Raw genomic sequence first — 24,108 nt, forward strand, 5'->3', positions numbered from 1 at the left:
GCGCCGTCGGATTCGATGAGCGACAACAACTTCGACCAGATGGTCGACGTCCTGGTGATCGGCAGCGGCGGCGGAGGCATGACCGCGGCACTGACCGCGCAGGCGGCCGGCTTGGACACCCTGGTGGTGGAGAAGTCCGCCCACTTCGGCGGGTCCACCGCGCTGTCCGGCGGCGGCATCTGGGTGCCGGGTGCGCCGTCGCAACGCCGGGAGGGCTACGCACCCGATCCGGACGAGACGTTCGCCTACCTGAAACGGATCACCGAGGGTCTGGTCAGCGATACTCGGCTGCGCGCCTACGTCGACGCCGCACCGCTGATGATGGAGTTCCTGGAGAAGCGCAGCAACTGGCTGGAGTTCGTCTGGAAGCCCGGCTACGCCGACTACTACCCCGAACTGCCGGGCGGCTCGGCGCTGGGCAGCACCATCAACGTCCCGGCGATCGACCTGCGCAAGCTGGGTGACGAGGAACAGCACCTGTTGCAGCCGCTGGCGCTGGCCCCGAAGGGAATCTGGTTCGCGCCCAAGGATCTTCGGCTGTTCTATCAGTTCCGGCAGAACTGGCGCGGCAAGGCCGTGCTGATCAAGCTGATCTACCGGATGTTCCGCGCCCGGGTGTTCGGCGACCGGATGGCCGCCATCGGGCAGTCGCTGATGGCACGGATGCGCCTGGCGCTCAAGGACCAGAACATCCCGCTGTGGCTGAATGCCCCGATGACCGAGTTGATCACCGATGTGAACGGGAAGGTCACCGGAGCCGTCGTCGAGCGGGGCGGCGGGGTGCAGCGCATCGGTGGGCGCCGCGGTGTCATCCTCGCCACGGGTGGCTTCGACCATGACCTGGCCTGGCGCCGCGAATACCTGCCCGAGCTCGAGAAGGACTGGAGTTTCGGCAATCCCGCGGCCATGGGCGATGGGATCCGGGCCGGCGAGAAGGTGGGAGCCGGGACCGACCTACTCGACGAGGCGTGGTGGTTCCCCGCCATGTGCTGGCCGGATGGCCGGCTGCAGTTCATGCTCAACGAGCGGATGATGCCGTCGCAGTTCGTGGTCAACGGCGCCGGTGTCCGATTCGTCAACGAGGCCGCGCCGTACATGGATTTCGCGCACGCGATGATCGACGGTCAGCGCACCGGCGTGACGCACATCCCGTGCTGGCTGATCACCGACATGCGGTCCTTCCACCGCTACGTCGTCGGCGGACACCTGCCGATCCCGAAGATCCCCTTCGCGCCGGTGCCGACGGGCGGGAAGCTGCCCAAGGCCTGGCTGGAGTCCGGCATCGTCAAGCAGGCCGACAGCTGGGAAGCGCTCGCGGCGCAGATCGGGGTGCCCGCGGATGCGTTGCGGCAGACGGCAACCCGGTTCAACGAGCTCGCCCGCACCGGCCACGACGACGACTTCAATCGAGGAGACAGCGCCTACGACAACTACTACGGCGACCCGACCCTGCCCAACCCGAACCTGCACCCGATCTCCCGGCCGCCGTATCTCGCGTTCCAGATCATCCTGGGCGACCTCGGCACCTCGGGCGGGTTGCGCACCGACGAGCACGCCCGCGTCCTCGACGGTGACGACCGCGTCATCGACGGCCTCTACGCCGTCGGAAACACGTCGGCCGCGATGATGGGCCGCAGCTACGCCGGCGCCGGCGCCACCATCGGACCGGCCATGACCTTCGGCTATGTGGCGGCGCGTCACATCGCCGAGAAAGCCAGCACCACACCAACTCCCAGCAGTTCCCACAGGAGGTAACGAATGAAGATTTCCCTGTTCTACGAGTTCCCGCTGCCCCGGCCGTGGGCCGAGGACGACGAGCACAAGCTGTTCCAGGACGGCCTGGTGGAGGTCGAGGCCGCCGACAAGGCCGGCTTCTCCACGGTGTGGCTCACCGAGCACCACTTCCTCGAGGAGTACTGCCACTCGACGGCGCCGGAGATGTTCCTGGCCGCCGCGAGTCAGCGCACCAAGAACATTCGGCTCGGCTTCGGTGTGATGCACCTGCCGCCGCCGATCAACCATCCGGCCCGCATCGCCGAGCGGGTCGCCACGCTGGATCACCTGTCCAACGGCCGTGTCGAGTTCGGCACCGGCGAAGGGTCGTCGATCGCCGAGCTGGGCGGGTTCAACATCGACCCCGCCGACAAGCGCGGGATGTGGGAGGAGGCCCTCGAGGTCTCGATCCGCTGCATGGTCGAAGATCCGTTCAGCGGGTTCAAGGGCGAGCACGTCGAGATGCCGGCCCGAAACGTCATCCCCAAGCCCCTGCAGAAGCCGCACCCCCCGGTGTGGGTGGCCTGCACCCGCCCGTCGTCGGTCAACATGGCGGCCGAAAAGGCCATCGGCGCACTGAGTTTCGCCTACACCGGACCGGGCCCGCTCAAGGACCGGGTGGACACCTACTACCGGGACTTCGAGGAGAAGGGGACCCCGGTGACGCCGGCGATCAACCCCAACATCCTGGCCATCGGCGGCGACCTGTCGATGATGGTGGCCCGCACCGACGACGAGGCGATCAAGCGTCTGGGCGTCGGCGGCGGCTTCTTCTCGTTCGGCATCATGCACTACTACCTCACCGGCATGCATACCCCGGGCCGGACCAAGGTGTGGGAGCTGTATCAGGAAGCCGTCAAGGAAGACCCGACGCTGGCCTACGGCCCCGGCCGCGGCGCGATCGGCTCACCGGACACGGTGCGTCAGTTCCTGCGGGACTACGAGTCCAGTGGGGTCGACGAGATCATCCTGCTGCTCAACCCGCGCGCCCACGAGGGCATCATGGAGTCGATCGAGATCATGGGCAAGGAGATCCTGCCCGAGTTCATCGAACGCGACGAAAAGGCCGTTGCGGCAAAGGCGAAGCGGCTGGAGGCCGTCATCGAGAAGGTCGAGGCCCGGCGCCGGCCGTCGGACGCGCCGATGTTCGACGAAACCTATGCGTTCGGCGGGCTGCCGACCGGCCGCGGCGGTAAGTTCACCGCATCCGAGATCCCCGAGGCATGGGCCGAGATCAACGAGGGACGGGTCCAGGCGGCCCAGGCCGAGAAGGAAGCGCGCGAAGGCAGCGCGTGACCGCTCGCGCTGGAGGATCGGACCGGTGAGCACGGTCGGAGAACTGCTGCGCTACGACGGCAGGCACGTCGTGGTCACCGGTTGCGCGTCGGGCATCGGAGCCCAGGTCGCCCGCCAGGTCGCCGAACTCGGCGGCCGCGTGACCGGTCTGGATCTGCGCGCACCCGACGACCGCAGCCATCTAGACCGGTTCGTCGAGATCGACCTGTCGCAGGAGAGCTCGATCGACGCCGCGGTCGGGGAGATCCAGGCCCCGGTGGATGCGCTGTTCAACGTCGCCGGGGTGTCGTCGGGTATCGGTGACCCGATGCTGGTGGTGCGCATCAATTTTCTCGGCACCCGCCGGTTCACCGAGGCGCTGGAGGATCGCATGCCGGCCGGTTCGTCGATCACTAATGTGTCGTCACTGGCCGCGGCGTCCTATCGGGAGAACGCCCGGACGACCGCCGGGCTGCTGGAAACCACGTCGATGGCCGAGGGGCTGGCCTGGTGCGAGGCCCATCCCGAGGCCATCGCCGACGGGGGCTACCGGTTGTCCAAGGAGGCGATCATCCTCTACGGCATGCGCCGTGTCAGCGAACTCGGCGCCCGCGGCATCCGGATCAACTGCACGGGACCGGGTGTCACCGAGACGCCCATTCTCGACCAGCTGCGCTCGGCCTACGGGCAGGGATTTCTGGATTCGTTCACCACTCCGCTGGGGCGGGTCGCCGGCCCCGACGAGCAGGCGGCGGTCCTGGTCTATCTGGGCAGCCGCGCGGCCAGTTACATTACCGGTCAGGTGATCTGGGTGGACGGCGGCACCGTCGCGCAGCGGGTCGCCGGTGAACTCGTCGACACGAATCAGGGGAGTTGAGACATGGCCGGCACGATGGCGCAGTTCCGCAAGGTCGCCGACGACGTCCGCAACTGGGGCCGCTGGGGAGACGCCGACGAACTGGGCACCCTCAACTTCATCACGCCCGAGAAGATCGCCGAGGCCGCCACCCTGGCCAGACAGGGCAAGGTGTTCGCGCTCGGGGTGGACTTCGGCTCGTCCGGCCCGCAGGGCGCATTCGAGTTCCGGCACAACCCGATTCACGTCATGACCGTCGACGGCGGGGACGCCGAGACGCTGGCGCGGTACGGCCCGCAGTGGTTGCGCAATTCGGTCGCCGCAGAGGTGAGCGGGTTCTTCGTCGACAACCCGTTCCGGTTCAACGACGACATGATCGTGATGCCGTTGCAGGCCGCCACCCAGTGGGATGCGCTGAGCCACGTGTACTACGAGGACAAGCTGTACAACGGCTTTCCGGCCGGCTCGGTGACCAGTTTCGGCGCCTACCACTGCGGTATCGACAAGGTCGACGGCAAGGGCATCACCTCGCGCGGGGTGCTGCTCGACGTGGTGCGTCACCGCGGCGCCGAGGTGTTCTGCGAACCGGGCACGCCGATCACCCCGGCCGAACTCGACGACGTCGCCAAGGCGCAGGGCGTCGAGGTGCGGCGCGGGGATGTGGTGTTGGTGCACACCGGCTGGTGGACCCGGTTCCAGCAGAACGGCGTCGGTGCGGAACCCGGTGCGGGACTGGACTGGACGTGCGCCTCGTGGATGCACGACCACGAGATCGCGGCGATCGCCGCGGACAATCTGATGGTGGAGGATCCCGATCCGGCCAACGGGGTGGCCGGCACCTTCCTGCCGATGCACATGCTGTGCCTGCGCGACATGGGCCTGATGCTGGGGGAGTACTGGAACCTCGGGCCGCTGTCGGCGGACTGCGCGGCCGACGGTGTCTTCGAGTTCCAGCTCGTCGCGCCACCGCTGAGCGTGGTGGGCGCGGTGGGTTCGCCGGTCAACCCGATTGCGATCAAGTGATGCGGTTCGTCTTCGTGCACGGCGGTTTTCATGCCGCCTGGTGCTGGGAGCGCACCATCGGCGAACTGAGGGAACTCGGCCATGACGGGGTGGCCGTCGACCTGCCCGGGCACGGTGCCCGCGTCGACGAGGAGTCCACCCTGGCCAACCGCCGGCAGGCGATCGTCGATGTGTTGCAACCCGATGACGTATTGGTGGGACATTCTGGTGGCGGCTTCGACATGACGCTGGCCGCCGACGCCGCACCGGAACTGGTGAGCCATCTCGTCTATGTCGCGGCAGCGTTGCCGCGGGAGGGCCGGACGTATCCGGAGGCGATGGCGATGCGCGACCACGAGGACGGCGAGTTCGACGCCGACACCGGTGAGATGCTCGGGTATCTGAGGTTCGACGACGACGGCGCGATGTGGTTCGCCGACTTCGAGGGCGCGCGCAAGTACTTCTACCACGACTGCGACGAGGCGACCGCCCGCTGGGCGTTCAATCGGCTGGGACCGGAGCGGTTCGGCGACACCACCGTCACCCCGGTATCGGTGCCGCGGTTCTGGCAAGCTGATCTGCCGCGCAGTTTCATTGTCTGCGAACAGGATCGGTCCATGCCCCGCTGGCTGGCCGACACCGTCGCCCGCCGGCTCGGTGTCGAGCAGCTGTCCATCGACACGTCGCACTCGCCGTTCCTGAGCCGGCCGCACGAACTCGCCGAGCTGCTGGTGCACGCCACCACCACCCGTCCCGTCGGCCCGCTGATCCCGGACTGAGGCATGGACGTCACCTACACGACCACCACCGTCGACGGGCTGGCCACCGGGTACCTGGAGGCCGGCTCGGGTGCTCCGGTCGTCCTGCTGCACGGCGGCGAGTTCGGTGCCAGCGCCGAAATCGGTTGGGAGAAAACGATTCCGGTACTCGCCGAGCACTACCGGGTGATCGCACCGGACATGCTGGGTTACGGGCTCACCGCCAAAGTCCTGGACTTCGTCGACGGCCGCGGGATGCGGATCCGCCATGTCGCCGCACTGTGCGAGCAACTGGGTGTCGATTCGGCGATCTTCGTCGGGAACTCGATGGGCGCGATCAACCTGTTCGTGGACACCACGTCGGATGCACCGGTCCTGCCGGTGCGTGCCATGGTCACCATCTGCGGCGGCGGCGAGATCCAGGCCAATGAGCACATGGCCGCGCTGTACGACTACGACGCCACGCCGGAGGCGATGCGGCGCATCGTCACCGCGCTGTTCGCCGATCCGGCCTATCCGGCCGACGACGCTTATGTGATGCGCCGCCACGAGTCGGCGACGTTGCCCGGCGCCTGGGAGGCTATCGCCGCCGCGCGCTTCCGCCGGCCCGGTTCCCAGCCGCCGGCCGCGGCGCCGAGTGCGCGCCGGTACGACCGGATCGACGTCCCCGTGCTCGTCGTCGAGGGCGGCGCGGACAAACTGCTGCCGGCCGGGTGGGCGGCCGAGATCGCCGGACAGATCGCCGGTGCGCGATCGACCGTTGTCGAAAACGCCGGGCACTGCCCGCAACTGGAACAGGCCGACGTCGTCAACACCCTGTTGCTGGACTTTTTCGAGGAGTGCGCATGAGCGGAGAACTCGCCGGCAAGGTCGCCGTCGTCACCGGCGGCGCCGGCGGACTCGGGCGCGGCATCGCCGAACGTTTTCTCGCCGAGGGGGCCAAGGTCGTCGTCGGCGATCTCGCCGAAGGCGAACCCCTGGGCGGCGACTCCCTGTTCCGGCCCACCGACGTCGCCGACCTCGATCAGGTGAGCGCGCTGGTGTCGACCGCGATCGACAGCTTCGGCGGGCTGGACATCATGGTCAACAACGCCGGGGTGTCCGGCACGATGCACCGGCGATTCCTCGACGACGACCTGGCCGACTTCCATCAGGTCATGGGTGTCAACCTGCTCGGAGTGATGGCGGGCACCCGCGACGCCGCGCGCCACATGGCCGAGCACGGCGGCGGGTCGATCCTCAACCTCACCTCGATCGGCGGCATCCAGGCCGGCGGCGGTGTGCAGACCTACCGCGCGTCCAAGGCCGCCGTCATCCAGTTCACCAAGTCGGCGGCGATTGAGTTGGCGTATTACGACATTCGGGTCAACGCGATCGCGCCGGGCAACATCCGCACCGCCATCGTCTCGAAGTCGGCGAACGCCGAGGACCGTCAGCGCCTCGAGGAGTTCGAGGAGAACATCCGCGCGCAGATGCGCCGCGACCGCCCGCTCAAACGCGAGGGCACGGTCGAGGACGTCGCGGAGGCCGCGCTGTACTTCGCGGGGGACCGGTCGCGGTATGTCACCGGCACGGTGCTGCCGATCGACGGCGGCACGGTCGCGGGCAAGGTCATCATTTCGAAGAAGGGATGAGAGAGTAGTTCGATGACCGAAAGAACCACCGACGCGGAACTGGTCATCGACATTGCCGGCTTGCACAAGTCGTTCGGCGACTTCGAGGCACTCCGGGGCTTGGACCTGCGGGTCGAGCGTGGCCAGGTGCACGGCTTCCTCGGTCCCAATGGCGCGGGCAAATCGACAACCATCCGGGTACTGCTGGGTCTGTTGCGCGCCGATGCCGGCCGGGTCCGACTGTTGGGCGGAGACCCGTGGCGCGATGTGGTCGCACTGCACCGTCGGCTGGCCTACGTGCCGGGCGATGTGTCGCTGTGGCCCTCGATGACCGGCGGTGAAGCGATCGACCTGCTGGGGTCGATGCGGGGCGGCCTCGACGAGGGCCGCCGGGCGGACCTGCTGCAGCGGTTCGAACTGGACCCGAGCAAGCGCGGCCGGCAGTATTCCAAGGGCAACCGGCAGAAGGTCGCCATCGTCGCGGCGCTCGCCTCCGACGTGGAACTGCTGATTCTCGACGAACCGACCTCGGGTCTGGACCCCTTGATGGAGAACGTCTTTCAGGAGGTGCTGGAAGAGGCGGTCGGCCGCGGCGCCACCGTGCTGCTGTCCAGCCACATCATGGCCGAGTTGGAGACACTGGCCGACCGGCTGAGCATCATCCGCGACGGTGTCATCGTCGAGTCCGGCACGCTGACCGAACTGCGCGGACAGGCCCGCACCACGGTGCATGCCGATCTGGCGACTTTGCCTGCGCATGAACAACTGTCGATGCTGTACGACGTGGAACTGCGCGGTCATCGGTTGACGGCGACGGTCGACTCCGACCGGATCGGTCAGGCGATGGAGGGGCTGCTGCCGTTCGGCCTGACGGCGTTGACGGTCGAGCCGCCGTCACTGGAGAGCCTGTTCCTGCGGTTGTACGAAGACGAACAGACGCCGGACCGCCGCTGATGTCGGCTCCCTCTGCCATCGCCGGCACCCCGCCGTTGCTGCGGGCGTCGCTCAAACACGAGGCCCGCTCGTTCGCACCGTGGATCGGGATCGCCACGGCACTGTCCGTGTCGTCGGTGATCGTCTACCCATGGCTGTTCCCGGAGGCGGTCGAGCGGCGCCGGTTCGCCGCGACCGTGGGAGCCAATCCGGCGCTCGGCCTGATCTTCGGCCCCGCCTACGACCTGTCCACCGTCGACGGATTCAACGCCTGGCGCAGCCTATCGATCGGCGGGTTCCTCACCGCGCTCGGCGTCATCTTCATCGTCGTGAAAGCGAGTCGCGGCCAAGAGGATTCCGGGCAGGCCGAGCTGCTGGCCTCCGGTGTGCTGGGCCGCGAGGCTCGGCTGCTGACCGCGCTGCTGATGGCGGGCGTCTGCGCCCTCGCCGTCGGCGTGGTGTCCTTCGCGTTCACCGTGCTGTGCGGCGGAGCATGGGAGTCGTCGCTGCTGCTGTCCGCCGGGTTCACCGTCACCGGTTTGATGTTCGCCGCGGTCGCCGCGGTCACCGCGCAGATCGCCTCCGATGCGCGCACCGCCACATCGATCGCGGTGGCTGTGCTCGGAGTGCTGTTCGTGCTGCGCGGCTTCCTGTACTCGGTCAGCGCGCCGAGATGGACGGCCTGGGCCAACCCGCTGGGCTGGATCACCGAGACGCGGCCCGCCACCGGGAACCACTGGTGGCCGCTGCTGTTGGGACTCGCGTTCGCAGCGGTATTCGTCGCCATCGGGTTCGCCCTGCAGGTGTCGCGGGATTTCGGCCAGGGTCTGATCGCGTCACGGCCGGGCCCGGCGCGCGGAACCGCCCGCACCCCACTGGCGTTGGCGATCAGGATCAACCGGGGGCCCGTGGTCTCCTGGTCCGTGGCATTCGTCGGACTCGGGGTGATCTTCGGCTACTTCATCAGAACCGTGCGGGACCTGTTCAGCGTGAACCCGGCGCTGGCCGAGATTTTCGCCAAGGGCGCGACGCTGCCGGCCGAACTGCTCGCCGGGTTTCTCGCCACCATCCTCACACTGATCGGCATCGTGGCGGCGATCGCCGGCGTGCAGATCGTCAACCGGGTCCGCACCGAGGAACTCGAGGACCGGGCCGAGCCCGTGCTGGCCACGGCGGTCAGTCGGAGCCGCTACCTTGCGCCGAGCGTGCTGCTCGCCTTCGCCGCACCGGCGCTGTTCATCCTGATCGCCGGTGTGGTCATCGGGGCCCTGGCTGCCGCTGCGCACATCGGCCTCAACTTCGGCTACTCCCCGTTGCAGGCTGTCGCCACCATTCCCGCGGTCTGGACGGTGGTCGCTCTCGCGGTCGCGGTGATCGGCGCCCGTCCCCGGGTCCAAATCGCCTCGTGGGCGGGCGTTCTGGTGTCGTTCGGGCTGACCTTGTTCGGGCCGAGTTTCAAACTCCCGGGCTGGGCGCTGGGCATCAGCCCCTACTACCACGTCCCACACGTCGCGGCCGGAACACAGGACTGGCGCGGGCTGCTGTGGATCAGCCTGTTCACCCTCGCATTCCTGGTCATCGGATTCGCGGGGTTCCGCCGCCGGGACGTCCCCTGACGGCGGCATCGAGCACCTCACCGGGCGGCCGGCCGGCCCAGAGGTTGAGCAGGTTGGCCAGCATCTGCAGCGGCGCCCGCAGGCCTTCGTCGTCGGCGATCCGCGGATCGGGACGCGTCAGGACACCGGGATCCGGGCCGAGGCGGGTCCGCAGCCGGGCCGGCACGTCCAGCAGCCAGGCCATCCCCATCACCGCGGCGTAGCGCAGCACGAGCCGGCCGAGTACGGCCGGGTCCAGATCGGCACCGCCGTGGCGGCGGACCCCGTCGGCGAACACCTCGAGTAGATCGTCGAAATGCGCGTCCCACAGCGTTGTTTCGGCGGCGCACAGTGCACCCCAGATCGCCATCGCGACGTTCATCCGGCCGACACAGCCCCAGTCCATCAGGCCGCAGGCAAGTTCACCGTCGGCCGCGCGGTAGAACCACGCGTTGTCGACGTTGGCGTTCCAGTGGCACAGCGCGATGTAGTCCGGCCGCGCGGCCAGGTCGGCCCAGACGTCCTCTTCGCGGGCCAGCAGCAGAGGCGCCTCAGCGGCCAGTCGGCGCAGGAACGCCGGGTCGCGGGCTCGCTCGGGTAGCAGATCGGGTTGCGCGGCGGCGAACTCGGCGAGCTGATCGAGCCGGCGCGACAGCTTGTTTGGCGTCATCGGTCGCGGGTCGCCCACCGTCGCGCCGCGAAGGTCCAGCGGGAACCGCTCGACGACGTCCTTCGGCAGGACGCCGGACTGCTGGGTGCCGGCGAGCGCCGCCACCGCGGACAGCAGTGCACGGTAGTGGCCGAACTGGTCCGGCATCCGGTGGTCCCGCGCCTTGTGGTATTGCGGTTCGATTCCGTTGCAGCCGAATTCTATTCGCTCGGTGATGAGTATCCCGGTGCCCGAATCGGCATGGTAGTCGGCGAACTGGGTGCGCGGCACCGCGATCGGAAAGGCCGGGCTGAGCGCGAGGTTGGCCAGGCGTACCTCGGATTCCATCTGGAACCGGCCGCCGTCTCGCACCGGGTCACCGAAGTCCCGGGAGAACTTCACGAACAGCCGGGTGTGCAGCGCCGGCTCGGGCCGGGCGTAGCCGACCGTCAGCAGCGCCTTGCGCCCGGTGCTGCCACCGCCGACCTCGGTGAGTTCCTCGATCCGTGTGACGGCGTTATCGGGGGACAGGGCCCCCGAAGTTCGGAAAGCCGTTGTCAGGAAGCCGGTCCCGGCTGCGCGCAGGCCGTCGATGTCCGCGGGGAAGTCGATCCCGTGTCGACCGACGACCATTTCTGTCACGGCTTCTTGCGGCCGGACCGGCTCAGCCGCCACTCCGGCGGGAAGTTCATGTCGTTGTCCTTGACGACGTTGTTGAGCCCCTTCTCGAACGTGCCCTCGGTGAGGTCGACCTCGTTCGCGCGGTCGTTGGTCATCATCGGCAGCATGCCCTCGACGACGCCGGTGAGCAGGCTGCCGAAGTACTCGCCCTTGTGCTGCTTGTAGAGTTCGAGGAACGTCTTCTGCACCACGACGGTGTCGGTGGGGCGCGTCTTCGAACACGCCATCGCGTACTTCAGTGTTTCGGCCTCCAGCTTCTCCCGGGGCACCACGCTGTTGAGGAACCCACACTCGTACATCTCCTGCGCCGTGAAAGGCCTTCCGGTGAAGAGCATTTCGGAGAACTTGCGCAGGCCCATGGTCTCGGCCCACCACCACAGCCGGGGACCCCAGCCGACGTAACGGAACGCCGGATGGCCGAACAGCGCGTCGTCGGACGACACCACCAGGTCGGCGTCGCCGGCCTGGTAGAAGTGCCAGCCGTAGCAGTACCCCTTGGCCTCGACGATGGTGACCTTCTTGCATTCCTGCAGCGGCCGGTTGCCGGCGCGGGCCTTGGCGTAGTGATCGGTCAGGGTGTACAGGTAGCGGTAGGAGTCGCCGGGCGGGTACTTGACGTTCTCGTCGTTGATCGAAAGCTCATGCAGAAGCGGCATTCCCGGGTTCTCCAGCATGTCGCGTTGCTCGGGCAGGTCGCCGCCGCTGCCGAAGTCCTCGCCCTCGCCGCGGATCACCACGACCTTGACGTCGTCGTCGACGTTGCACTTGTGGATGAGGTCCGCGTAGTTCTGCCGCATCCCCATGGTGGTGCAGTTGAGATCGTCGGGCCGGTCGAAGGTGATGTAGGCGATCCGGTTCGCGGTGTCCTTCTCGAAGCGGATGAACGGCTCGGCGGCCTTCTTCATCTCCTCGTAGTCGTGGTCCATGGCGATCTCCCGTCTTCGGTGGTGGCATGCTGCCGGCGCGCACCGAGTCTGTCAGCGCCGACGTGGCCTCCACAATGGCAACCGCGTCCGATTAAATCAATCACTTGACTTAAAGATGTCCGGTTGGTTGACTGACCGCATGACCCGGCCAGCACGATCGACGGTGCGCAAAACGGCGCGTGCCGAGCGGTCCGACGGGACACGCGAGGTGATCCTCACCGCGGCCGAGCGGCTGTTCGCCGAGCACGGGGTCTTCGCCGTGTCGAACCGCCAGGTCAGCGAGGCCGCCGGACAGGGCAACAACGCCGCGGTGGGCTACCACTTCGGCACCAAGGCCGACCTGATCCGCGCGATCGTCCGCAAGCACAACGAACAGGTGGAGCGGATCTGCCAGCAGATGATCGACCGCCTGGCGGATGCCGGCGAGCCGGCCACCCTCGGCGACTGGGTCGAATGTCTCGTCCGGCCGCTGGCCGTGCACCTGACCGAACTCGGCACCCCGACCACCTACGCGCGGTTCTCCGCGCAGCTGATGCCCGACCCGAGCCACCGCGACCTGGTGTCCGAGGAGTCGCTGGGATCGTCGTCGGTGCTGCACATCATCGAGGGCCTGAAGCGCTGTCTGCCGGGTCTGCCCGAGCAGGTGCGGGTGGAACGCAATGCGATGGCCCGGCAGCTGATCGTGCACATGTTCGCCGAACGGGAACGCGCACTTGCCGACAGTGCGCCGACCCCCCATCCGAGCTGGGCCGCGATGGCCACCAGCCTGGTCGACGCGATCACCGGACTCATGCTCGCACCGATTACCGAGGCAGGGGTTGAAGAGTCATGAAAGTGACTGTGGACCAAGGGAAATGCGTATCTGCGGGCAACTGCGTCGCGAATGCGCCCGACGTCTTCGACCAGGACGAGGACGACGGCAGCGTCATCCTCCTCGACCCGAATCCGTCGCCCGATCGTGCCGATAACGTCCGGCAGGCCGAAGCGGCCTGCCCAGCCCACGCAATCTTCGTCCAGGATTAGGAGCTCACCCGTGACCGAGACACTCACCGACACCGTCGTCCCCGAGTACCCGATGGAACGTTCGGCGGCCTGCCCGTTCTCGCCGCCGCCGGCCGAACTCGAACTCACCGAGGTCAAACCGCTGTCCCGGGTGCGGATCTGGGACGGCAGCACCCCGTGGTTGATCACCGGCTACGAGACGGGCCGGGAGCTCTTCGCGGATTCCCGGGTCAGCGTCGACGACCGCAAGACCGGCTTCCCGCACTGGAACGAGCACATGCTGTCCACCGTGGACAAGCGGCCGCGTTCGGTGTTCACCTCCGATGCCGAGGAGCACACGCGGTTCCGCCGGATGCTGTCCAAGCCGTTCACGTTCAAGCGGGTCGAGGGCCTGCGGTCGGCCATCCAGAAGGTCACCGACGAGTGCATCGACGCTGTGCTGGCCGGCCCGCAGCCGGCCGACCTGGTGACCGCGCTGGCCCTGCCGGTGCCCACCGTGGTGATCAGCGAAATGCTCGGTGTGCCGTATGAGGATCACGAATTCTTCCAGGAGACGGCCAACGCCGGTCTCGCCCGCTACGCCGCCGCGGACGCCATGCAGAAGGGTGCGATGAGCCTGCACCAGTATCTGATCGATCTGGTCAAGCAGAAGCAGGCCAACCCGGCCGAGGACGCGGTGTCCGATCTGGCCGAACGGGTGACGGCGGGGGAGATCAGCGTCAAGGAGGCCGCCCAACTGGGTACCGGCCTGCTGATCGCCGGGCATGAGACGACGGCCAACATGATCGGCATCGGCATCCTGGCGCTGCTGGAGAACCCGGAGCAGGCCGATCTGCTGCGCAACACCGACGACCCGAAGGTGATCGCCAACGCGGTCGAGGAACTGATGCGATACCTGTCCATCATCCAGAACGGACAGCGCCGGATTGCGTTGGACGACATCGAGATCGCCGGTGAGACCATCAAGGCCGGCGAGGGCATCATCCTGGACCTCGCCCCGGAGAACTGGGATCCCGCGATGTTCCCGCAGCCGGACAAGCTGGACCTGGCCCGCGAGAATGCCGGCCAGCAACTGGGATTCGGCTACGGACGTCACCAGTGCGTGGGTCAGCAGCTTGCCCGGGCCGAGATGCAGATCGTGTTCCACACCCTGCTGCGCCGGATCCCGACGCTGAAGCTGGCGATCCCGTTCGACGAGGTGCCGTTCAAGCACGACCGGCTGGCCTACGGCGTCTACAGCCTGCCCTGCACCTGGTAGCCCAACCACGCCGAAACGTACGTTTGGGCGAAGTTGTTCGAGTAGCTTCCACCATTTCGTCGGACTCGGCGGGGCACAGGATGGCCGGCAGATGCCGTGAAGAACTTCGGTCACTGCCGAATTGGACGAAATGGTGCGCTGGTCTCGGCTTTTCGCGCCCAAACGTACGTTTGGGCGTGGTTGGGGTCAGGGGATGTCGATGACGACCTTGCCGAGTGCCCGGCGGTCGGCGACGTGGCGGAGCGCGACGGCGGCCTGGTCCAGCGGGAACCGGGCACCGATATAGGGACGCACCCGGCCCTCGTCGAACATCTGCTGCAGCTCGGCGGTGTCGCGCAGTGCCTCGTCGGGATGGTCGGTGAAGAAGGTGCGGATCTCCATGCCGCGCAGCGTGATTCCCTTGAGCAGCACCAGGTTCAGTGGGATGGACGAGATCTCGCCGGCGGCGTAGCCGAGCGTGACGAAGGTGCCGCCTCGGCCCAGGGCCCGCAGGGCGGGTTCGGAATACGGGCCGCCCACCGGGTCCAGGACCACCCGGGCACCCGCACCGCCGGTGATCTCCTTGATCCGGTCGCGCAGGTTCTCGGTCGCATAGTCGACGCCGGCCAGCGCACCGCGCTGCGCGCAGACGGCCAGCTTGTCGGGGCTCGACGCCGCGGCGATCACCTTGGCGCCCATGGCGACCGCGATGTCGACGGCGGCCAACCCGACTCCACCGGCCGCGCCCAGCACCACCACCCAGTCCTCGGGACGGATCGGCGCCACCGTGCGCAGGGTGTAGTACGCCGTCCGGTAGGTGACGCCGAACGCCGCGGCATCGGCGAAGTCCACTCCGGGCGCCATCGGCACCAGGGTGCTCGCCGGGACCGCGATCTGTTCGGCGAAGGCACCCACCATCACCGAGCCGGCGACCCGTGCCCCGACCGGCAGATCGACGCCGTCGCCGACGGCGGTGACCTCCCCGGCGAACTCGCTGCCCGGCGCGAACGGTGGCGGCACCTTCACCTGATATCCGCCCGACATGAACAGCACGTCGGGAAAGTTCACCGCGGCCGCGCGGACGCGAACCACCGCTTCGCCGGGACCCGCTGTGGGGTCGGGCAATTCGGTGAGTTCGAGTAACTCGGGCGGCCCGTATTCGCGACACAGCATTGCTCTCACTCGAGATCTCCGTTCAGTTCGGGAGCAACGGTCCGACCGGTGTGGTCGTGGTTGCGTGCACCAACAGCTCGGCCAGTTCACGTGGCCGGCTCAGGAAGGGTGAGTGCGAGGAGTCGATGCTCAACTGCTGCACCCCGAGGCGCCGCGCCACGGTGTCGGCCAGCCAGCGCGGCATCGACCGGTCCTGCTCGCACACGATGAAACTGCGGGGCAGATCGGCCGCCCAGAACTGCGGGACCGACACCGGCGTCACCGTGGTGTCGCCGAAGCGTTCGGGTCCCAGCCGGTCGAATGCCCAACGCGCCGTGGCCTCGTCACAGTCGTGGTAGAAGTACTTCCGGGCGCCTTCGAAGTCGGCGAACGTCATCGCACCGTCGTCGTCGAAATGCAGATAGCCCAGCATCTCTCCGGTGTCCGCGTCGAACTCGCCGTCCTCGCTGTCGCGCATCGCCATCGCCTCGGGGTACGTGCGCCCTTCCCGGGGCAGCGCCGCGGCCAGATACACGATGTGGCCGACCTTGTCGGGCGCCGCGTCGGCGGCCAGTGTGGCATCGAACCCGCCGCCGGAATGCCCCACCAGCACATCGCCGGGTTGCAGCACGTCCAGGATCGCCTGACGCCGGTTGCCCAGCGTGGACTCCTCGTTCAGCCGGGTACCGTGGCCGGGGAGGTCGACGGCAACCGCGCCGTGGCCCAACGTCACCAGTTCGCCGATGGTGCGCTCCCAGCACCACGCGGCATGGAAACCGCCGTGTACGAAGACGAACCTCATGCTGGAATCTCCTTGCCGGACAGGCCGTTCAGGCAGAAGCGCACCAGGTGCGCGCGATCCGCCGGGTCGGGTTGGCGGTGGGAACCGACGTAGCGTCGCATGGTGGCGATGGTGAGTTCGAAGATGGCCTCGGCGTCGCGCTGAGGGTCGGCACTGCCCGCCTCGGTCACGGGCGCGACCAAGAGGTCGCGGAGGGGGGCCATGATGTCCTCGATCGGATCGGTCCGGGTCATCTGCTGCACCACCGCCCGGCTCATGCTGATCAGATGTGGATCGGACACCTGCGCCAGCGCGCCCTCGATCCAGGACGCGATCTTGGCCTGTGGCCCTGCAGCTTTCGCCATCTGATGTTCCAGATAGGACGTGACGATGCCGATGCCGCGCTCCATGACGGCCAGCAGCAGGTCGTCCTTGCCGGCGAAGTACCGGTAGAACGCCTTCTTCGACGACCCGGCCTCGGCGACGATGTCGTCGACGCGGGGCGGCTCGGGTGCCAGGCGTTGCATCACCCGCACCGCCGCGGCCAGGATGCGTTCGACCTCTTCGCTGGCCTCGCGGTGGCGCTCGTCGAGCGCGCGGTCGACGGCTGCCGTGGCCCGGGTGCTCGTCACCGGGGGAGTGCCGGGATCCGGTCGATGCGGTCGCCGTACTTGGCCTTCGCGGCGGCGATCCGGACATCGGCGAATTCGCTCGGCCATTCCGGATCCTGGGCCTGGTAGTCCTTGAGGAACATCCGGGCCAGGTTGACCTTGTGGGCCTCGGTGGGTCCGTCGGCCAATCCCAGCGCGACACCGCCGAGCAGCACGTTGATCAACGGCATCTGCTCGGTCATCCCCAGCGCGCCGTGCACCTGAATGGCCCGCAGGCCGATCGACTTGAGCACCGACGAGGCCAGGATCTTGCACACGCCGATCTCCTTGCGCGCGGCGTGTTCGCCGGCGGTGTCGATCAACCACGCGGCGTGCAGGACGGTCAGCCGGAACTGCAGCAGTTCGGCGTACGAGTCCGCAATGAACTCCTGCACCAGTTGCTTGTCGGCGAGCAAGCTGCCTTGGGTGAACCTGCTCTTCGCCCGGTGGGCCATCATGTCCAGGGCACGCTGTGCCACGCCGAGCGAACGCATCGCGTGATGGATCCGGCCGCCGGCCAGCCGGGCCTGCAGGATCTCGAAGCCGCGGCCGGGTTCGCCGAGCATGGCTGAGGCAGGCACTCGCACGTTGTCGTAGTGGATCAGCGAATGCCCGGCCTCGTGCGGCAGCGAGCCGACGAGGTGGTGGGTGGCCTCGACGTTCAGTCCCCGCGTGCCGGCCGGGATGAGGAACGTCGACGCGCCCCGGTGCACCGGCACGTCGGGATCGGTGATCGCGACGACGATGAAGAACGAGGCCACCGATGCATTCGAGGAAAAATACTTGCGGCCACTGATAACCCAGTTATCGCCGTCGGGAACCGCGCGAGTGGTGAACACCCGGGGATCCGAACCGCCCTGCGGTTCGGTCATCGAGAAGCAGGAGAAGATCTCACCCGACAGCAGCCCGTCCAGGTAGTCCGCCTTCTGCTCGGCGGTGCCGAAGCGGGCCAGTATCTCGGCGTTGCCGGTGTCGGGCGCCTGGGTGCCGAACACGATGGGCGCCCAGCTGCTGCGACCCAGGATCTCGTTGATCAGGGTGAGCTTGACGGCACCGAATCCCTGACCGCCCAGGTCCGGCCCGAGGTGTGGGGCCCAGAGCCCCTGATCGCGGACCTGTTGTTTGAGCGGGTCGACGATGGCGCGGCGTTCGTCGTCCAGTGGCAGGAACTCGCACCCGGGGAAGAGCACCTCGAGCGGTTCGACCTCCTCGCGCACGAACTCCCGGATCCAGTCCAGCTTCTTCTCGAATTCCGGTTCGACCGAGAAGTCCATCTCAGTGCTCCTTCTTGTTCGCGGGGGAATGTGGGGATCAGGGGATGCCGCCGTCGGCCCGCAGGATCGAACCGGTGGTGTAGCTGGAGGCATCCGACATCAGGAACAGCGCGGCGCCGACGATCTCGTCGGGATTCCCGGCCCGCTGTAATGCGAAGTGCCCGAACGGGTTCTGCGTACCCTCGAAACTCCACGCCTTGCTGATGTCGGTGAGGAAGGGTCCGGGCATCAGCGTGTTGACGCGCACCGTCGGGCCGAAGGCCATCGCCAGGCCCTCTGTCATCGCGTTGAGCCCGGCCTTGGACGCGGCGTAGGGGATGAACGACGGGTGTGGCCGCAGCGACCCATGCGTGCTGACGTTGATGATGACCCCGCCGCCGGCGGCCACCATGCGTTCGCCGACCAGTGCCGAGAGCCGGAAGGGGCCCTTGAGATTCAGGCTGACCACCGCGTCGAACAGCTTCTCGGTCACGTCGGTCTGCTTGTCGTAGACCGGCGACATGCCCGCATTGTTGACCAGCACGTCGAGTCGGCCGAAGCGTTCGTGGACGGCGTCGACCAGGCCGTCGAGTTCGTCCCAGTGCCCGACGTGCACCGCGTACGGCATTGCGGTGCGGCCGGTCTCGGCTTCGATCGCAGCGGCGGTGTCCTGACAGCTGTCGAACTTTCGGCTGGCGATCACCACGTCGGCCCCGCAGCGGGCGGCCGCGAACGCCATCTCGCGTCCGAGCCCCCGGCTGCCGCCGGTGATGAGAACCACGCGGTCGGTCAAGTCGAAAAGCGGTGCAGGATAGGTCATTTCAAGCCGCCTTCCGGCTGAGTGAGGCGGCCGTGGTCATCAGCTTCAGGACCATCGGGCCCATCGCCGCAGCCACCTCGGGAGCCACCTTGCTGTTCGGTGCCAACGAGGCCGCGTAGGTCTTCTCCAGCATGATGCCGAGCTTCCAGTTGGCCAGCACCAGGTAGTAGTCGATGTTCTCCGTCGACAACCCGCTGACCTCCTCGTAGCGCGCGAGCAGTTCACTGCGCCGCGGCATGCCGGTCATGTCGAGGTAGAAGCCGTCGGGGCTGGGTTCCTCTCCGTCGTAACCCAATAGGCACCAGCCGACATCCAGCAGCGGATCGCCGATGGTGGTCATCTCCCAGTCGACGATGGCAGCCAGCCGGGCCGGTGCGCCGGGGGCGTACATCACGTTGGCGAACTGGTAGTCGCCGTGCATGATGCCGGGCGTGAAGTGGGCCGGGCGATTTCGGCGCAACCAGTCGGCCGCCACGTCCAGCCCGGGCAATTCGCGCACCTGGTAGGCCGACAGGAAGCTGAGCCAGCGGTCGACCTGGCGCTCGTGGAATCCGTCGGGTCGGCCGAAGCCCTCGAGGCCGTGCGCACGCCAGTCCACCCGGCCGAGCTTGGCAGCGCCCTCGATCAACTCGAAGGCCAGCCCCCGCCGGGCGGTCAGATCGGTGTCGAACGGGGCCTGCCAGCCGCCGTTCATCGGACTCCACCCGTCGATCTCGGCCATCACGTAGAAGGGCTTGCCCAACACGTCGCCGGTGTCGTCGGCGGCAATCAGCTCGGCATGCGGGACGTCGGTGCCCGCAAGTCCGCGGACCAGGCGGATCTCGCGCAGCAGGCCGTCGAGGCGAGCGGCGTCGGCGCGCGGGCCCGGCATGCGCAGGACCATCCGCTGGTCGCCGCGATGTACGAGGTAGAGCGTGTTCTGGGAGCCCCCGGTCAGTAATTCCAGGCGCGGCTCTTCACCCTGGCCGGGGGCGCTCTTCGTATCGAGCCAACGGCCGAGGACGTCGGTGTCGGGGACCGTTCCAGTGTCTGCGGGCATCGGCTGCACTCCTTGCTCTCGAAATGGAGAATAGCAGTCTCCAGGTAGAAACCAAGAGTTTCGCAGCGCGCGGCCAGTGCTCGCCGGACAGTTGAGCCCACGGGCCGCCATGCTTGCCTGCGGTGGTGCAGATACAGCACGTTGATTTGCTCGGAGCACTAGATCCCGAGAACGCATTCTTGGAAAAAGAGAATTTCATTTCCGCAGTAAAAGTAGCCAGCGAGCGGCAAATTTGATGTCTCTATCTGTATGTTTCCAGTATCAGCTGATAACGTCATTTCCAATGACGAGGCACCGCGCTGTCCCGCGGGAGGACGCATCTGCGCCCGGGCTTCGAAGTTGCCGCGGTAACGCGCGGGCCGGAACGGAAGGTCGATGATGTCCACTGAGTCCAGTACTGCCACGCTCTACCCGCCCGGCGGATTGGGTGCACCCAAGGATCGCCGCGGTCATGCCTCCGGAGACTTCGGGCTGCCGCCCGGCACCGTCGTCTTCTCCGCGGACAACCACATCTCGGTGGCCGAAGACATCTTCTACGAACGCTTCCCCGATGACCTCAAGGGCGCCGCGCCGCGCATCTGGTACGAGGACGGCGCCTACATGGTCGGCATGAAGGGCAAGTCCTGGGTCGCCGGGGACTTCGGCCGCGTGCTCATGCAGTACGACGATCTCGCCGGAGCCGCGTCGAACAACATCGAGGCCCGGGTCCGTGAACTCAAGGAGGACGGCATCGAGAAGGAACTCGCCTTCCCGAACGCGGTCCTGGCGCTGTTCCACTACCCCGACAAGGCGATTCGCGAGCGGGTGTTCCGCATCTACAACGAGCACATCGCCGATCTGCAGGAGCGTTCCAACGGTCACTTCTACGGCGTCGGGCTCATCAACTGGTGGGATCCCAAGGGTACCCGCAGCACGCTGGCCGAGCTGAAGGCGTTGGGACTCAAGACATTCCTGTTGCCCCTGAATCCCGGCAAGGACGACGAGGGCAATATCTACGACTTCGGCAGCCGGTCGATGGACGCGGTCTGGGACGAGATCGAGGACGCGGGCCTGCCGGTCAGTCACCACATCGGCGAGACGCCGCCGAAGACGCCGTGCGAGCACAACAGCGTGGTGGTCGGCATGATGGTCAACGTCGACTCGTTCCGCGAGCAGTTCGCCAAGTATCTGTTCTCGGGCATCCTGGATCGGCACCCGAAGCTGCAGGTTGGCTGGTTCGAGGGTGGAATCGCTTGGGTACCAACGGCATTGCAGGACGCCGAACACCTGCTGGCGTCGTATCAGCACATGTTCAACCATGAGCTCCAGCACGACATCCGGCACTACTGGGACCACCACATGAGCGCCTCGTTCATGGTGGACCCGCTGGGACTGCGGTTGATCGACGACATCGGCGTCGACAAGGTGATGTGGTCCAGCGACTACCCGCACAACGAGAGCACGTGGGGTTACTCCGAGAAGTCGCTGGCCACCGTCGTCGAGGCGGTGGGGTCGGAGAACGCCGCGAAGATCGTCTCCACCAACGTGCAGAAGTTCCTGGGACTCACCCAATGACAATGTCGACCCATTCGGGTGTCACCCAGATCACCCGAACCGGGTTGACCTGGCTGGACATTCCGGAGGAGCCCGACCTCGCCCGGATGCGCCGCGAGATCAGTGTGCGGCTGCACGCGGCCATGCGCGACGCCGGTGTGGATGCGCTGGTCCTGCTGGGCAACGGCAACGTCATGTACACCACCGGGATCAGCTGGCCGCTGGCCGACGCCGGCCTCTCACATGTCGAGCGGCCGATCGCCGTCGTCCTGGCCGACGACGAACACCCGCACCTCTTCCTGCCCTTCCGCGAGGGCGCCGCGATGGAGTCGGATCTCCCCGACGACCACCTCCACGGACCCGTCTACCTCGAATTCGACGAGGGTGTAGCGGAATTCGCGAAGATCTTGGCCGGCCTCGTGCCTGCCGGTGCCACCGTCGCCGTCGACGAGTTGACCGGAGCAATGCGACGGGCCGGCGCCGCACTGTTCCCCGGTGGTGCGCCGGTGGACGCCGCCGCGGTGGTGGGCGCGGCGAAACTGGTCAAGACCATCGACCAGATCGCCTGCGTGCGCCGGGCCTGCCAGATCACCGAGCAGGCCATCTCCGAGATGCAGAAATCCGTGGTTCCCGGGGTGCGCCAGATCGACCTGTCGGCCGAATTCGTCCGCCGCACTTTCGAACTCGGAGCCACCACCAACATGTTCGACTCGGTCTGGCAGGTCATGCCGTCGTCGCGCACCGAGGGCACCTGGACCATTCACGGCGACCTCGCCCTGCCACTGCTGACCACCGAGCGGGAGTTGCAGCAGGGTGACGTGCTGTGGACCGATGTTTCCATCGCGTATCGCGGCTACTGCTCCGACCACGGCCGGACCTGGATCGTCGGACAGGATCCGACGCCACGCCAGCAGGAGCAGTTCGACAAGTGGACCGCGGTCGTCGCGGCGGTCCTCGGGGTCACCCGGGCCGGCGCCAGTTGCGGCGACCTGGGGCGTGCGGCCATCGACGCAGCCGGCGGCCAGAAGCCGTGGCTGCCGCACTTCTACCTGGGCCACGGGATCGGCGCCAACGCCGCCGAGATGCCCATGATCGGAACGGATCTCGGTCAGGACTGGGACGACAACTTCGTCTTCCCGGCCGGCATGCTGCTGGTGTTCGAGCCGGTGGTGTGGGAGGACGGCACCGGAGGCTACCGCGGCGAGGAGATCGTGGTGGTCACCGAGGACGGCTGGATGCCGCTGACCGACTATCCCTATGACCCGTACGAGGTGGCCAATGTCGGCAACTGAGGTCGAGGCCGATGACCGCGCGCTGCGGATCGGCCGTCGCGAACGTGCCCTGGCGCAGATGGAGGCCTACGACCTCGACGTGCTGGTGCTGGGCCGGCAGGCCAACGTCCGCTACATCTCCGGCGCCCCGCAGTTGTGGGTCGTGGGGACCCGGCCCTTCGGGCCGATCTGTACCTATGTGCGGGCAACCGGTGAGATCCACCTGAACAGCACGTGGGACGAGGGCATGCCCGAGGAGATTCCGCACGAGAATCTCTACGGGCTGGCCTGGAATCCGATGACATTGATCGGCGTGCTGCGTAGCATCAAGGGATCCGACACGGCGCGCCGGGTCGGAACCGATGCCCTGACACCGACATTCGCCAAGCTGCTGCCGATGGCCTTCCCGCAGGCCGAGCTCGTCGACGGCGAGCAGGCGATGCGGGCCGCCCGACGGATCAAGACACCGGAGGAGGTCGAGGCCCTGCGCCGCGCCCTGCGCGTCGCCGAGGCCGGATTGGCCCGGGCGGTTGCCGAGCTGGCGCCGGGTACCACCGAGAAGTCGCTGGCGGGTGCCCTGCTCGAGGCCGAGGCCGCAGGCGGCGTCAGCACCCCGGCCACGCAGGACGCCGCCTGGATCACCTCCAAGGAACATCCTTGGCGCCGCAGTGCCGGTGATGGCCGGGTCCGGGAGGGCGACCTGGTGGCGCTGGCGGCCGGTGTGCTCGCCGACGGGTATGTCGCCGAGGTCGCCCGCACCCTGCCGGTCGGAGAGCTCAGCGATGCGGCTCGTGCGCTGTATCGGCGCCGGGATGACCTGTGGGACAGGATGATCGACGCATGCCGGCCAGGTCGGCCCGCGGCCGCCCTGCTGGCTGCCTACGAGGACTCCGGTGAGCCACTGCCGGCGATGCCCGTCGCGCACGGTCTGGGACTCGGCTTCGACCCGCCGGTCGTGACCCCCCGACTGCCGGAGACGGCAGCCGCGGAAACCCTCGAGGAGGGAATGGTCCTGGCCCTCACCGGCTACGTCTGGGAGCCCGGGGTGGGTGCGGTGTTCACCCGCGATGCCGTCCACGTCACCTCGGACGGGGCAGAGGTGCTGTCCACCGGTCCGTCGTGGCGAGACGTCCGTGTCTGAACCCGCCGGTCCGGATGTCGACGGGCCTCGTGCTCGCGGAACTGCACCGCTCGCCGAACCCGCCGGTCCGGATGACGGGCCTCGTGCTCGCGGAACTGCACCGCTCGCCGAACCCGCCGGTCCGGATGTCGACGGGCCTCGTGCTCGCGGAACTGCCCCGCTCGCCGA

General features: G+C 67.6%; 23 protein-coding genes. 15 read left to right on the forward strand and 8 right to left on the reverse strand.

The genetic code is table 11. From position 1 onward, the window contains the following. Positions 1-15 precede the first annotated feature (15 nt). From U0R18_RS10700 to U0R18_RS10740, 9 genes are read left to right on the forward strand one after another with little or no spacing between them, the layout of a single operon-like run. Positions 16-1,755, forward strand: coding sequence for an FAD-dependent oxidoreductase (locus U0R18_RS10700; protein WP_526368302.1), 1,740 nt, complete (start codon positions 16-18; stop codon positions 1,753-1,755). Between the two features lie 3 nt (positions 1,756-1,758). Beyond that, a complete protein-coding gene (locus tag U0R18_RS10705; RefSeq protein WP_526368139.1) occupies positions 1,759-3,069 on the forward strand; it encodes an LLM class flavin-dependent oxidoreductase in 1,311 nt (436 codons plus the stop codon). A 25-nt stretch (positions 3,070-3,094) separates the two neighbouring features. Continuing rightward, positions 3,095-3,925: a coniferyl-alcohol dehydrogenase gene (locus U0R18_RS10710; protein ID WP_526368140.1), complete on the forward strand. Its 831-nt coding sequence runs from the start codon at positions 3,095-3,097 to the stop codon at positions 3,923-3,925. Positions 3,926-3,928: 3 nt separating this feature from the next. Next, positions 3,929-4,927 carry a cyclase family protein gene (locus U0R18_RS10715; RefSeq protein WP_526368141.1) on the forward strand — a complete coding sequence of 333 codons (999 nt, stop codon included), beginning with the start codon at positions 3,929-3,931 and terminating at the stop codon, positions 4,925-4,927. After that, positions 4,927-5,685, forward strand: coding sequence for an alpha/beta fold hydrolase (locus U0R18_RS10720; protein WP_526368142.1), 759 nt, complete (start codon positions 4,927-4,929; stop codon positions 5,683-5,685). The genes U0R18_RS10715 and U0R18_RS10720 overlap by 1 nt, the downstream gene beginning before the upstream one ends. 3 nt (positions 5,686-5,688) lie before the next feature. After that, positions 5,689-6,513 carry an alpha/beta fold hydrolase gene (locus tag U0R18_RS10725; RefSeq protein WP_526368143.1) on the forward strand — a complete coding sequence of 275 codons (825 nt, stop codon included), beginning with the start codon at positions 5,689-5,691 and terminating at the stop codon, positions 6,511-6,513. Continuing rightward, on the forward strand, positions 6,510-7,298 hold the full coding sequence (locus tag U0R18_RS10730) for an SDR family NAD(P)-dependent oxidoreductase (RefSeq protein WP_526368144.1): 789 nt from the start codon (positions 6,510-6,512) through the stop codon (positions 7,296-7,298). Before U0R18_RS10725 ends, U0R18_RS10730 begins: the two co-directional genes overlap by 4 nt. Positions 7,299-7,310: 12 nt before the next feature. Further along, the gene (locus tag U0R18_RS10735) at positions 7,311-8,231 is read left to right on the forward strand and encodes an ABC transporter ATP-binding protein (RefSeq protein ID WP_526368145.1); all 921 of its coding nucleotides are present in this window, start codon (positions 7,311-7,313) and stop codon (positions 8,229-8,231) included. Continuing rightward, positions 8,231-9,826, forward strand: coding sequence for an ABC transporter permease (locus U0R18_RS10740; RefSeq protein ID WP_526368146.1), 1,596 nt, complete (start codon positions 8,231-8,233; stop codon positions 9,824-9,826). The genes U0R18_RS10735 and U0R18_RS10740 overlap by 1 nt, the downstream gene beginning before the upstream one ends. On the opposite strand, the gene U0R18_RS10745 is transcribed toward U0R18_RS10740, so the two are convergent. Both U0R18_RS10745 and U0R18_RS10750 read right to left on the reverse strand, forming a co-directional pair. After that, positions 9,786-11,087 carry a hypothetical protein gene (locus tag U0R18_RS10745; RefSeq protein ID WP_526368147.1) on the reverse strand — a complete coding sequence of 434 codons (1,302 nt, stop codon included), beginning with the start codon at positions 11,085-11,087 and terminating at the stop codon, positions 9,786-9,788. The two genes, U0R18_RS10740 and U0R18_RS10745, sit on opposite strands and share 41 nt — an antisense overlap. A gap of 5 nt (positions 11,088-11,092) precedes the next feature. Further along, entirely contained in the window at positions 11,093-12,061 is a 969-nt protein-coding gene (locus U0R18_RS10750; protein WP_526368148.1) for an enoyl-CoA hydratase/isomerase family protein, read from the reverse strand. A 139-nt stretch (positions 12,062-12,200) separates the two neighbouring features. Here U0R18_RS10750 and U0R18_RS10755 point away from each other — a divergent pair, with 139 nt between their 5' ends. The 3 genes from U0R18_RS10755 to U0R18_RS10765 are packed head-to-tail and all read left to right on the forward strand — an operon-like array spanning position 12,201 to position 14,321. Beyond that, positions 12,201-12,893, forward strand: coding sequence for a TetR/AcrR family transcriptional regulator (locus tag U0R18_RS10755; protein WP_526368149.1), 693 nt, complete (start codon positions 12,201-12,203; stop codon positions 12,891-12,893). After that, positions 12,890-13,084, forward strand: a complete 195-nt coding sequence (locus U0R18_RS10760; protein ID WP_526368150.1) for a ferredoxin — start codon at positions 12,890-12,892, stop codon at positions 13,082-13,084. The genes U0R18_RS10755 and U0R18_RS10760 overlap by 4 nt, the downstream gene beginning before the upstream one ends. Positions 13,085-13,094: 10 nt before the next feature. After that, positions 13,095-14,321: a cytochrome P450 gene (locus U0R18_RS10765; protein WP_526368151.1), complete on the forward strand. Its 1,227-nt coding sequence runs from the start codon at positions 13,095-13,097 to the stop codon at positions 14,319-14,321. Between the two features lie 186 nt (positions 14,322-14,507). Here U0R18_RS10765 and U0R18_RS10770 read toward each other — a convergent pair whose 3' ends face one another. The 6 genes from U0R18_RS10770 to U0R18_RS10795 are packed head-to-tail and all read right to left on the reverse strand — an operon-like array spanning position 14,508 to position 19,995. Next, on the reverse strand, positions 14,508-15,482 hold the full coding sequence (locus tag U0R18_RS10770; protein WP_526368152.1) for an NADPH:quinone oxidoreductase family protein: 975 nt from the start codon (positions 15,480-15,482) through the stop codon (positions 14,508-14,510). A 13-nt stretch (positions 15,483-15,495) separates the two neighbouring features. Continuing rightward, entirely contained in the window at positions 15,496-16,254 is a 759-nt protein-coding gene (locus tag U0R18_RS10775; RefSeq protein WP_526368153.1) for an alpha/beta fold hydrolase, read from the reverse strand. Next, a complete protein-coding gene (locus tag U0R18_RS10780) occupies positions 16,251-16,865 on the reverse strand; it encodes a TetR/AcrR family transcriptional regulator (protein ID WP_526368154.1) in 615 nt (204 codons plus the stop codon). Before U0R18_RS10780 ends, U0R18_RS10775 begins: the two co-directional genes overlap by 4 nt. Continuing rightward, a complete protein-coding gene (locus U0R18_RS10785) occupies positions 16,862-18,157 on the reverse strand; it encodes an acyl-CoA dehydrogenase family protein (protein WP_526368155.1) in 1,296 nt (431 codons plus the stop codon). Before U0R18_RS10785 ends, U0R18_RS10780 begins: the two co-directional genes overlap by 4 nt. Positions 18,158-18,194: 37 nt before the next feature. Continuing rightward, positions 18,195-18,956, reverse strand: a complete 762-nt coding sequence (locus U0R18_RS10790) for an SDR family NAD(P)-dependent oxidoreductase (RefSeq protein WP_526368156.1) — start codon at positions 18,954-18,956, stop codon at positions 18,195-18,197. Position 18,957: 1 nt separating this feature from the next. After that, a complete protein-coding gene (locus U0R18_RS10795; RefSeq protein ID WP_526368157.1) occupies positions 18,958-19,995 on the reverse strand; it encodes a phosphotransferase family protein in 1,038 nt (345 codons plus the stop codon). 378 nt (positions 19,996-20,373) lie between these two features. Here U0R18_RS10795 and U0R18_RS10800 point away from each other — a divergent pair, with 378 nt between their 5' ends. The 3 genes from U0R18_RS10800 to U0R18_RS10810 are packed head-to-tail and all read left to right on the forward strand — an operon-like array spanning position 20,374 to position 23,940. Further along, positions 20,374-21,549: an amidohydrolase family protein gene (locus U0R18_RS10800; protein WP_526368303.1), complete on the forward strand. Its 1,176-nt coding sequence runs from the start codon at positions 20,374-20,376 to the stop codon at positions 21,547-21,549. Then, entirely contained in the window at positions 21,546-22,820 is a 1,275-nt protein-coding gene (locus tag U0R18_RS10805; RefSeq protein ID WP_526368158.1) for a M24 family metallopeptidase, read from the forward strand. The genes U0R18_RS10800 and U0R18_RS10805 overlap by 4 nt, the downstream gene beginning before the upstream one ends. Then, positions 22,807-23,940, forward strand: a complete 1,134-nt coding sequence (locus U0R18_RS10810) for a M24 family metallopeptidase (RefSeq protein WP_526368159.1) — start codon at positions 22,807-22,809, stop codon at positions 23,938-23,940. Before U0R18_RS10805 ends, U0R18_RS10810 begins: the two co-directional genes overlap by 14 nt. Positions 23,941-24,108 lie beyond the last annotated feature (168 nt).

The organism is Mycobacterium sp., from assembly GCF_046330795.1.
GTDB lineage: Bacteria > Actinomycetota > Actinomycetes > Mycobacteriales > Mycobacteriaceae > Mycobacterium.